The organism is Aquimarina callyspongiae (assembly GCF_034322225.1).
In the GTDB taxonomy this organism is placed as follows: domain Bacteria; phylum Bacteroidota; class Bacteroidia; order Flavobacteriales; family Flavobacteriaceae; genus Aquimarina.
Genome location: NZ_JAXLPA010000001.1, coordinates 1,581,279 through 1,593,216 on the forward strand (window position 1 = coordinate 1,581,279; position 11,938 = coordinate 1,593,216).

General features: G+C 33.0%; 6 protein-coding genes. 3 read left to right on the forward strand and 3 right to left on the reverse strand.

Annotated elements, in window-relative coordinates:
- Positions 1–280: 280 nt before the first annotated feature.
- Both U0D62_RS06580 and U0D62_RS06585 read left to right on the forward strand, forming a co-directional pair.
- Entirely contained in the window at positions 281–3,133 is a 2,853-nt protein-coding gene (locus U0D62_RS06580) for a carboxypeptidase-like regulatory domain-containing protein (protein WP_322194705.1), read from the forward strand.
- A 5-nt stretch (positions 3,134–3,138) separates the two neighbouring features.
- Positions 3,139–7,710 carry a TonB-dependent receptor plug domain-containing protein gene (locus U0D62_RS06585; protein ID WP_322194707.1) on the forward strand — a complete coding sequence of 1,524 codons (4,572 nt, stop codon included), beginning with the start codon at positions 3,139–3,141 and terminating at the stop codon, positions 7,708–7,710.
- A 57-nt stretch (positions 7,711–7,767) separates the two neighbouring features.
- Here U0D62_RS06585 and U0D62_RS06590 read toward each other — a convergent pair whose 3' ends face one another.
- Positions 7,768–7,995: a hypothetical protein gene (locus tag U0D62_RS06590; RefSeq protein ID WP_322194708.1), complete on the reverse strand. Its 228-nt coding sequence runs from the start codon at positions 7,993–7,995 to the stop codon at positions 7,768–7,770.
- A gap of 343 nt (positions 7,996–8,338) precedes the next feature.
- Between U0D62_RS06590 and U0D62_RS06595 the strand changes: the two genes are divergently transcribed.
- Positions 8,339–9,370 carry an aldo/keto reductase gene (locus tag U0D62_RS06595; RefSeq protein WP_322194710.1) on the forward strand — a complete coding sequence of 344 codons (1,032 nt, stop codon included), beginning with the start codon at positions 8,339–8,341 and terminating at the stop codon, positions 9,368–9,370.
- Here U0D62_RS06595 and radA read toward each other — a convergent pair whose 3' ends face one another.
- Both radA and U0D62_RS06605 read right to left on the reverse strand, forming a co-directional pair.
- Positions 9,371–10,738: a DNA repair protein RadA gene (gene radA, locus U0D62_RS06600; RefSeq protein ID WP_322194712.1), complete on the reverse strand. Its 1,368-nt coding sequence runs from the start codon at positions 10,736–10,738 to the stop codon at positions 9,371–9,373.
- Positions 10,739–10,778: 40 nt separating this feature from the next.
- Complete coding sequence (locus tag U0D62_RS06605) at positions 10,779–11,927, reverse strand: alpha/beta hydrolase (RefSeq protein WP_322194714.1); 1,149 nt, start codon at positions 11,925–11,927, stop codon at positions 10,779–10,781.
- Positions 11,928–11,938 lie beyond the last annotated feature (11 nt).

Below are 11,938 nucleotides of genomic sequence, written 5' to 3' on the forward strand. Positions count from 1 at the left end.
GTTTTGCACGACTTTTGATAGCATTACTTTTGGGGATATCAACAATTAAAATTTAAATGTTAGTTGGGGGAAAAATAAGTTTTTGGTTGGTTAGTTGTGTAAAAGCGGATGCGACAATGGGGTAGTCGTATCCGTTTTTCGTTTTTACTGTATTTCCTGTATTATTTCTTCTCAAATTATCGATAATCATTTCCCTCAATCAAAAGACCACTTCCCTAATTTATCATTTTCTTTAGCTACACATCAGAATACATTTGAGCATAACTAAATTCTGACTCAAATGAAGAATCAACTACATAAACTGCCATTATTATTTGTACTGCTGTTATTTTCAATTCAGGTATCTTCTCAAGAAGGAACTGTTACCGGAGTGCTTACTGATAATCAGGGATTACCACTTCCTGGAGTAAATATTATCGTTAAAGGAACTACCACAGGAACACAAACCGATTTTGATGGTAATTATAGTATAAATTGTTCTACTGGCGATACTTTGGTTTTTAGTTACGTTGGTTTTGATAACAAAGAAGTGCTGGTCACTGCCGAGATGTTTGGACAAAAAGGTGCTATGGCTATCATTAAAAAAGAAGCTGTACAGCCCATAAAACATAAAGCATATACAGAAGCTTTGAAAAGAAGTGATAAAGACAAAATCGTTGTTCCCAGTCTTGAAGATAGTTTTACAACTTTTAATAAAGTCAACAATACTTTTCCGTATAACAGGATTAAAAATATTCAGGTAAAAAAAGATAAAGTACAACTTACCTATTTTAGTCCAGATATTTTTTTTGAAACCGGAGTTTCATTAACTACAGAGTTTCGATTTGTTCAAAACAAAAATCTTCCTTTACTGCAAAAAACATATGCTCAGGGAAGGCCTTTTAATGGTCAAAACACTTTTTTTGGAGCAGAAACAGGCGAGACCTTTTCTTATGGCCCCAGATTATTATCATTAGAATTTGACGGAAATACATATCCTTATGATAGTAACGGAAGCTTAGTTCCAATAGGTGCCGGTTCAGGTAAATCTGCAATCCCATATGACAATACAATTTTTGAAACATCAGTTACCAATACATCTTCTCTATTCTTTAACGTTACCACAGATAGTAACCTCTTTGAATTTAACTACAAGAATAAAACTCAAGAGGGCATCTTTGGGAGGCAGACGAGTTATCTAAATGATTTCTCCTTAGAATATAGAAATCCTAAAAACGCATACAAAACCGTTATTTGGGATACTTTCTTAAAGTATACTAATTCTTCTGATAACCAACCCAACATCAATGGTTTTCATAATAATTTACTACTCAATAATTGGGCGACACCTATAAGTTTTGATAATAGTCAAGGTAGCGTATTATCAGATAATACACAGCGTAGTTTTAGTCCAGATAGATTTAATAATCCAGATTGGTTATTACAAAATAATAGAAACCGGGTAAAAAACACTTCTTTTATAGCAAGTATACAGAATAAGATCAGGGTTTCTAATGATATCTATTTTAAAACTGCCCTTAGTTATAGAAATTCTGTAAATACTCAAAGATTTGGTGTTGTCAAAAACACAACCGGTTTTTCTGAAGGATATCGCAGCGATAAAAAGATTCAAGAAGATAATTTTAATACCAGTGTTCTTTTCAAGCTAGAAAAATATCTTGATGATTCTAAAATAGAACTAGCATCTAACACTAATTTTACGCATAAAAGACTAAAGTATAGCTTGTCTGAAGGATTTGGACTGGAAGATTTTACTTTCCAAAACGCATTGCTTCAAACAAATAGAAATGTAGATTTACAAAGAAATACGCTACGATTATTTAACAAATTAAGCTATACCATAGCCGATTGGAAAACAACAGTTTCTATAGCCAATAGTTCATTTGTATCCTCCATCCAGAAGAATGAATGGTTTTTACCAACGTTACAAGTCAAATTAGATCTCGAAAACATCTTTGATATATATGGTTTAAATTATTTTACAGTTTCGGCAAGTACCGCTTATGACGTAAATAAAACATCCTTGTTTTATAAAAATCAAAGTCATAATAGTTTACTCTTTTCTCCAGAAGAAAGTTTAGGGTATCTAGCCAATCAAGATTTATTTGTTACGAATGAACTTAAGTTAGAAAAAAAGAAAAATTATGAATTGAGTGCAAACCTGGATTTTGATTTATTTTATGGTGACCTGGATGTACAATTAGGTTTTACCTATTATAATTCTACTACAGATAATAGTGTTTTTCCGGTTTATGATCAGAATCAATTTCAGTTAAGAAATATCGCTGATATCAGAAATCGTGGTTTTGAATTCGACTTAAGTCTTCCTGTTTATAACAACAATGGTTTTACTTATATCCCTAAACTTATATTTACTTCTTACAGAACAAAAGTTTTAAAAATTCATGCGTCAGAAGAAACAATACCCATTGCCGGGTTTTCTTCAGTTTCTAAAAACCTCATAAAAGATCAACCAGCAGGTGTTATTGTGGGTACTGCTTTTGCAAGAGATTCTCAAAACAACATCATTATCGATAACCAGGGATTTCCCTTAGTAGCTAATGAACGTAAAGTTATCGGAGATCCTACTCCAGACTATACTATTGGTTTCTCTAATACATTTAATTGGAAAAGGATTCACCTGGATTTTTTAATTGACTATCAAAAAGGAGGTGATGTCTGGAATGGAACTCAAAATGTACTCAACTATCTAGGTACTTCGCAGCAATCAGCAGATCAACGATCCATTACAAGCTTTGTTTTTGATGGAGTGAATACTTCTGGAATACCTAATTCGATTCCCGTAGATTTTGCAAACCCTATAAACGGAATTTCGGAAAATAGGTTTGTGCGATATGGATTTGAAGGTGTTGCCGAAGAAGCTATCGAAGATGGCAGTTACATCAATTTAAAATCCATAAACCTGTCATATCTGCTAAAAAAAGACCGGGATAACCATTTTATTAGAGAATTAGATATCGGGATCTATGGTAATAATCTATTTACCTGGACCAGATATAGAGGTGCTTCTCCATACAGTAGCTTATTTGGTCACTCTTCTGGGCAAGGACTTCATTTCTTCAATACTCCTATTACCAGTGAGATCGGAATAAAAATCAACATAAAAATATAACCGCTATGCTACCTTCAATATTCAAAATAAGTAAAATAGTATCAGTAGCCTTTTTTATGGTTACACTAATTTCTTTTACAACAAACAGCTCAAAATCGTTATCATTAGAGAAAATCTATACGCAAACAGACAGACCTTTTTACTTTCCTGAAGAAACTATCTGGTTTAAATCCTATATAGTTGATGCAGAACATAAAGTATCCTCTCTCAGTGATGTAATGATTGCCGAGCTTATCTCTCCAAAAGGTTCAATCATAAAAAAGGTGAGAATATCCATCAATCAAGGATATGCCTACGGTCATTTTGATATTAAGAAAGACTGGGTAGGCGGTATCTATACCTTGAAAATGTATACCCATTGGATGAAAAATTATGGTGATGAATCCTTTTTTACAAAAAAGATCAATATCCAAAAAGTTGTACAACCCAACCTTCTGCTAAATCTAAAGTTTGAAAAAGAAGGATATGGCAAAGCTTCAGAAGTAACTGCTAATTTTAAAGCAAAAGATCTAAAGAATAAACCACTCTCCAATACCAAAATTACATTTAATGTATCTGTTAAAGGGAAAAAGATGTTATCACAAAAAAATGTGACCGACAATGAGGGAAAAGCCAAACTTTCTTTTAGATTACCTCCTGATCTGTCAACAACCGATGTTATATTAAACATTCTTATTCCGTACCAAGGAACCACAGAATCTATTTCTAGAAGTGTTCCTGTACTATTAGATACTGTGGATTTACAGTTTTTCCCTGAAAGCGGAAATTTGATTACCGGAACAAAAAATGTTATTGCATTTAAGGCAATAAATGAATTTGGAAAACCCGCTGATATTTCTGGTATCATTAGCGATAGTAATGGCAACCAAATAACTGATTTTAGTAGTTATCATGATGGTATGGGAAGTTTCATTCTCAATCCAAAATCCAACGAATCCTACTACGCAAAAATCACAAAACCTTTCATTTCAGAAAAGGTTATCGCGCTGCCTAAAGCAATTAAAAACGGAGTACGATTCTCAGTAAAAACTGATAGCGAAAAAACAACTCTTGATATTTTTTCAAGAAGTGTTCAAACCCTTCGATTAGAAGTTTCAAACCCATCTAAAACATTAATACAGCAAGCCATTGATCCCAAACAGGAAATAGTAGTGTTAGACACCAAAAACTTTCCTATAGGTATAACAAAATTTACCTTATTGGATAAGAATAATACTCCTCTAGCAGAGCGATTGGTGTTTCTAAATCCTAACAAAAAACTCAATATTGATATTTGTTTGAACAAAGAAGTTTATGAAACACGAGAAAAAGTAAAAGTGACTGTAAAAACCACTGATGATAAAGGCTTGCCAATACCTTCTAATATTTCTCTAGCTGTAGCTGATAACAAATTACTTTCTTTTGCAGATGACAAACAAGATCATATCGAGTCTTATCTTCTAATGTCTTCAGAATTAAAAGGAAAAATACATAAGCCCATATTTTACTTTGATCCCGAAGAGCAAAAATCTCAACAAGCTTTGGATTATGTCATGCTTACTCACGGATGGAGAAACTATATCATTAAAAACGATGTTACTCTTGAAAATGCTACATTTCAACCAGAACTAAAATCCATTCAATCGGGTAGTGTTGTAGATCTAAAAGGGCGACCTGTTAAAGCTCATATATTACTATTTGATCAATACGGTAACAAAGCTCTGGCATTTGATACAGATAACAACGGTAATTTTTCATTCAAAGTTGGAAAAGTATCCTCATATACCATGATTGCATATTCTGATGATAAACGCCCTCTTAAAATCAGAAAAGATAAACGCAATTATAAGAATAGTTCAACAACACGTCAAAAAGGAAATGAGATACATGATTCTTCAAAAAAGAACCCTTTTTACGGAGTAAAAAAGCCTTTACAAAAACCTATTAAACAAAAAGCAAGAGCTTCTGTAGCATTAAATGAAGATAGTGCCTCTCTTGATGAAGTAGTAGTCACAGGTTTAGGGTATGCTAATAAGAGAAAAATGGTATACTCTGTAACCGTTATAAATGAAGAAGATATAACATCAAATAATATTGCTCAATTATTGCAAGGCAGTGTATCTGGAGTGCAAGTAATCAATGCAGATGGTATTTATGGAAATGCATCTAAAATCAGTATCAGAGGTGCTACATCTATATCCGGAAACAATCAACCACTTATCGTTATTGATGGTGTTCCTTTATCAAACAATTCAATAGATACTATTGATAGTGATCAGGTACAATCTGTTACTGTGTTAAAAAGTGCCATTGCCACTTCGTTATATGGGTATCAAGCTGGTAATGGAGTTATTGTCATTACCACCAAAAACAGAAATTATATTAATAACACAAGGAAGAAAAAGCTAAACAATGCAAAATATAATAATTATGCTTTTGAAAACTTCTACAATAATCGATCTATCACCAACTATATTACTAAAAGGTTTTATGTTCCTGTATATGATGGTAAAATAGAACCTGAAAAAAGAACAGATTTTAGACAAACTATATATTGGAATCCAATTGTACAAACCGATGAAAAAGGAGAAGCTCGTTTAGAGTTCCATAACTCCGATGCCATTACTTCTTTTAAGGTTACTGCAGAAGGAGTAGGGTATAATGGATTGATAGGGCAAAAACAAAAAGAGTACAGTACTAAAAAAATACTGAGCCTGGATTTTAAAGTTCCAAACTACCTGGCTGTTAACGATACGGTCGTATTGCCAATAATTATCAAAAATGAAGCCTCTCAAACCATTAGAGGTGTCATAGACCTTAATCTTCCTAAATCCATACAAATTATAGATACTCTGGACAAAGAAGTTGAGATCTCTGCAAACTCTTCTATCATCAAAAATGTTAGAGTCGTACCTATCCAAAAACAGCATAAAACATTAATAAATGTATCTGTTATTTCTTCAGGCACCAAAGATATTGTTAGTAAAGAGGTTACTATTTTAAGTCCTTATTTTCCTAATGAATTATCTATATCAGGATTAAATAATCAATCTTTTGAGTTTGACATCAACCATGTAGTAAAAAACAGCATTTCTGCAGAGTTTACTATATATACTGATATTGTTGGAGATGTAATGAATGGTGTTGAATCTATGATACAAAAGCCTTATGGATGTTTTGAACAAACATCTTCTAGTACCTATCCTAATATTTTGATATTAAAATATCTTAAAGAAACAGGTAAAAGCAATATTGCTATTGAAAAAAAAGCAATGAACTTTATCAAAGAAGGGTATAAAAGACTGATTGGATTTGAAACTAAAGAAGGAGGATTTGAATGGTTTGGAAAAACACCTCCGCACGAGACTCTTACCGCTTATGGAATATTGGAGTTTACAGAAATGAAGGAGATCTATCCTAAAGTGAATCAAAAAATGATTCAGCGAACCGTAGATTGGCTTATGAGTAGAAGAAATGGTAAAGGTGGTTTTAAGAAAAGTAATCAAGGGTATGACAGTTTTGCTAGTTCTCCTACCGATGTAGCCAATGCCTATATCGTATATGCGCTCAGTGAAGCTCAAATACCTGTTGATATTCAAAAAGAATATAATTTCTCATACCAAGATGCCTTACAAAGTATGGATACTTATAAAATGGCATTACTGGCACTTACAAGTTATAATCTTAATCAGCCAGAAAAAGCCAGCACACTAATAACTAAAATCAAAGAAAATATTGATCGTCATAGTTTTAAAGAATTACCCGTTTCTAATACCATAACAAGATCCTATGGAGATTCTAAAAACATAGAAACCACAGCCTTTACACTACTCGCTCTAATGAGAGAAAAAGAATTAAATGACACTTTAATATCTCAAGGAATAGAACACCTTGTCAATCAAAGAAAAGGAGGGCGTTTTGGATCAACACAATCTACTTGTATGGCACTTAAAACTCTTATAGAGTATACTAAATACAATAAGAAAAAGATTATTAATTCTGGGGATACAATAGAATTAACAATTAACGGAAAAAAGCTCTCGACAAAATTAGCAATAAATAAAAATGGAAAAATTACTATTGATGGTATTACCGATTTCATTATTGAGGGAACGCAAAAAGTAGATGTTAACTTCACAAACCCTGAAGTCACCTTTCCGTATGCTTTAAATATTACTTGGGACAGTAGTCTACCAGATTCTTCACCAATGGGTAGAGTAGATTTAAAAACATCTATCACTAATAAAAATTATACAGTGGGGGATAACATACGAATGCAGGTCAACGCTATTAATACCACAGAAAAAAGATTGCCTATGGTCACTACAATTATTGGGATTCCATCTGGAGCATCAGTTCAACCTTGGCAACTCAAAGAAATTCTGGAAAAACAAAAGGTAGCATTTTACGAAATCTTTGATAATTATCTGGTTCTTTATTGGAGAGAGTTTGCTCCATCAGAAACTAAAACAATTAATCTAGACCTTAAAGCTGATATTGCAGGTAAATATCAGGCACCAGCAAGTACTATTTATGAATACTACGCTGATGAATATAAGAAATGGATTTCAGGAAATACACTTGAAATTATGAAGTAAACAAGTTTAACTTTTATAAAAACGGATATGATTTGGGGTAATCATATCCGTTTTAACTTAGGGAATGTTTCTACTCAGATCTTTAGCTTTTTCAATATCCTTAACCAATCTATTAAACCAATTACGAACTACAATAACCTGATTTCCTTTAATATCCATAAGAGGATTATGCTGCTCCAACACTTTTTTAACAATTGCCTCTTCAGAATCTGTACGACTTGCAATTTTCTTAATAGCTAGTTTTCGTTTCTCTTCATTAAACTCTTTATAATACTTGTCTAACATGGGGTTGTAAATTAGATGTTTGTGTTACGTTGTGTTAAACAACACCAGAAATATATAAAAAATTTTGTATACTTAATTGGATATTGTATAAAATAATATACATTTAGTTTTTAACAATTCTTCTATACAGGGATATATCCGATCAATATTTTGTAGATTCACACAATAATAGATACTCAATTTATTATGATAATTTTTACAATAAGTAGTATAAGAGTTTCTACTTTTGACAAGAATTAATCAACAAATAATAACTCACATAAACCAAAATCACTAAAAGTATTCACAAAACGCATCTTCCCTTATAATGCTAAATGATTACTAAAAAAACATTTTAAGCACTATGAAATATACTACTTTACCTAACACAGATATTAAAGTAAGTAAAATATGCCTTGGATCGATGACCTGGGGCGAACAAAACACAGAGGCTGATGGTCATAAACAGCTTGATTATGCATTAGATCAAGGAATCAATTTTATTGATACAGCAGAGTTATATTCTGTACCTGCAAATAAAGACACACAAGGAAGCACAGAGAAAATCATTGGTTCCTGGCTTCAAAAAACAGGAAAACGAAATGAAGTAGTATTAGCTACCAAAATAGTAGGCCCTCGTGAATTTGTAAAACATATAAGAACTGGCGGTTTTTCTAAAGAAGAATTTGCTGATGCTATCAATAAAAGTTTACAACGATTACAAACTGATTACATAGATTTATATCAACTACACTGGCCAGAAAGAAATACAAACTTTTTTGGAGTAAGAGGATATACTCATGATGATGCCGAAAAATGGAATGATAATTTTGCCGAAGTATTAAATCATTTAGACGGTTTTATCAAAGAGGGTAAAATCAGGCAAATCGGGGTATCTAATGAAACTGCTTATGGAGTAATGCGTTATGCAGAAGAAGCCAGAAAAGGAGCTCCAAAAATGATTACCATCCAGAACCCTTATAACTTACTAAATAGAAAAGATGAAGTAGGTTTAACAGAAGCGTTGCATCGAGAAAATATTGGACACCTACCATATTCTCCATTAGGTTTTGGTCAGTTAACAGGAAAATATCTTGAAGAAACACCAAAAAATGCACGAGTTACACTGTTCCCTCAGTTTTCAAGATATCATAATGAAAAATCGTTTGAAGCCACAAGGGCATATAATGAAATCGCTAAAAAACATAATATTAGTCTAACTCAAATGGCTTTGGCCTTTGTAACGGATCGCCCTTTTGTGACTAGTAATATTATTGGAGCTACCTCTTTAGAACAATTAAAGGAGAACATTGATAGTATCAATCTTACCTTGTCAGAAGAAATTATGAAAGAGATTGAAGCAGTACACGAGAATAACCCTAATCCGGCACCATAATTAGCCAAAAAGATACTCTACCACATCTTCAATTTTGGCTACCATTTGAATTTTGATTTGGGTACCTTTCAAAGAAATTTTATTGTATTTAGAAACAAAGATAGTGGAGAAACCTAGTTTCTCCGCTTCTTGTATACGCTGCTCAGCACGAGTAACAGGTCGTATTTCTCCTGCAAGACCTACCTCTGCCGCAAAACAAAAATCTTTAGGTATTGGTATATCTTCGTTAGAAGAAAGAATTGCTGCAACTACAGCAAGATCAATAGCAGGATCATCTACTGTAATACCTCCTGTAACATTAAGAAAAACATCTTTTGCTCCTAGTCTAAATCCGGCACGCTTTTCTAAAACCGCCAATATCATATTAAGACGTTTCAGATTATAACCCGTTGCGCTACGCTGAGGTGTACCATATACTGCAGTACTTACCAATGCTTGTATCTCGATCATTAGTGGTCGCATTCCTTCTAATGTAGCCGAAATAGCTGTTCCGCTAAGCTCTTCGTCTTTCTTAGAAATTAAGATCTCACTAGGATTGTTTACTTCCCGCAATCCGCTACTTTGCATTTCATAAATCCCTAATTCTGATGTAGAACCAAAGCGATTTTTTAATGCTCGTAAAATTCTATATACATGATTACGATCGCCTTCAAACTGAAGTACTGTATCCACCATATGTTCCAGAATCTTAGGTCCTGCTATATTTCCGTCTTTAGTAATGTGACCAATCAAGACTACAGGCGTAGCCGTTTCTTTGGCAAATTTGATTAACTCTGTAGTACATTCTCTAATTTGAGAAATGCTTCCTGCACTACTTTCAATATAATCACTATGCAATGTCTGGATAGAATCTATAATAACGATATCTGGTTCGGTAGCCTCAATTTGCCTAAAGATATTTTGAGTTTTAGTCTCAGTAAGAATAAAGCAGTTATCTGTTTTAGATTTGATGCGCTCTGCTCGCATCTTAATTTGTTTCTGACTTTCTTCTCCCGAAACATACAATGTTTTATACGGTAGCTTAAGACTAATTTGAAGCAGTAAAGTACTTTTTCCAATTCCTGGTTCTCCTCCCAATAACGTAAGAGATCCCGGTACGAGTCCTCCTCCTAATACTCGATTTAATTCTGCATCATCTGTATTATATCGAGCTTCAACACTAGTATCAATTTGAGAAATCAGGAGTGGTTTTGCTGCCTTATTTGTAGTACCTTTAGTGGTAGTACTTTTCCAATCATTTTTTTCTGCTTTTTGAACAAGTTCTTCAGCAATAGTATTCCACTCTTTACAGGATGTACATTGTCCTTGCCATTTAGTATATTGGGCACCACAATTTTGACAAAAAAATACAGTTTTGGTTTTTGCCATCTTTTAGAAATAGAGTCTCTAGATTTTTTTGAAGCTTAGGTTACCACCCAAAATCTTCTTTTATTTTATTTACTTTATCCAACATGTAATCCTTGGTAAGAAAAGCCACCTCATCTAATAAGAATCCACTTTCATAGGCTCTCATCGCTTTTTTAGGCTCTCCTGTTTGCTCAAAAAACATTCCCAGATAATAATAACCTAACATTACTTCTGGGTGTTCTTTTAATGCGAGTTTACCCAAATCTTCCATGTCATCCCAGGTTTCAGTTTTTTCTATTGCTGTAGAAACTGCAATAAAATCATTTACCCTGATTTGTCGTTTAATACCGTATAACTGTTCTGTAGTTTTATAAATATCTACTAAATATTCATATCGAGATGTTTCCATAGGAAGAATTACCTCTTTATACGTTTTCTTACTTATAGGGCGGTACATCTCAAAAATTGCTTCAAGTGCTTTTGGAATACCTCTTCCTACTAAAGTGTAATGTGAAGACTCATCAAAATTATCAAAGAAATAATTAACGTTTGGATTTTCTAGAACTGATAGCGTTTCATCCACAGATATTAGATTCTTTTTGATGCTTTCTGCATCATTTGATGCTGTCGCCAAATAATACCAAATATCACTAGGACTTTGAGACAATACATTATTTATACGTTCTCCCATAGTTGGAGCTAAGTCTGGACTAAGATTTATATACCCATGAAAGATTGGATTGTCTTTAAACAAAAAATAGTTTATAAAATTAGCTGTATAATCATGACCTACTATAATCTTTAATTGTGCAGTGCGATATGTTTCATTTAAATATGGCAATAGTTCCTGCCCTATAAATTCATAAAATTGGGCACCTGTAGTGTCTGGAACATATTCTGCTAAATCATATCTACAATCTTCAACTCTTGTTTTTCTTTGATTGATACCTACCACGATAGATTCTGGCATATCTTCCCAATAAGAAAAGTAATCCACATTACCTACCACAGGTTCAAACAAGTAATCCCCATCCAAAACAATTATTAATGGGTATGTTTTATCCTCGTTCTTTTCATAATTGCGCGGAAGTTGAATTTTCAATTCACGACTTTGATCTAGTTTTATAGATCTGAAGGACTCATATAGCACCTGACTATACCCGGATACAGCACAGATACACGCTAACATAAGAATTATACCTTTTTTCATAAATAATTTAG

Excerpts from the sequence above, each read along its gene's own strand:
- U0D62_RS06580 (WP_322194705.1), top strand. The coding sequence starts at position 281 with ATGAAGAATCAACTACATAAACTGCCATTATTATTTGTACTGCTGTTA.
- U0D62_RS06585 (WP_322194707.1), top strand. The coding sequence starts at position 3,139 with ATGCTACCTTCAATATTCAAAATAAGTAAAATAGTATCAGTAGCCTTT.
- U0D62_RS06590 (WP_322194708.1), bottom strand. The coding sequence starts at position 7,995 with ATGTTAGACAAGTATTATAAAGAGTTTAATGAAGAGAAACGAAAACTA.
- U0D62_RS06595 (WP_322194710.1), top strand. The coding sequence starts at position 8,339 with ATGAAATATACTACTTTACCTAACACAGATATTAAAGTAAGTAAAATA.
- radA (WP_322194712.1), bottom strand. The coding sequence starts at position 10,738 with ATGGCAAAAACCAAAACTGTATTTTTTTGTCAAAATTGTGGTGCCCAA.
- U0D62_RS06605 (WP_322194714.1), bottom strand. The coding sequence starts at position 11,927 with ATGAAAAAAGGTATAATTCTTATGTTAGCGTGTATCTGTGCTGTATCC.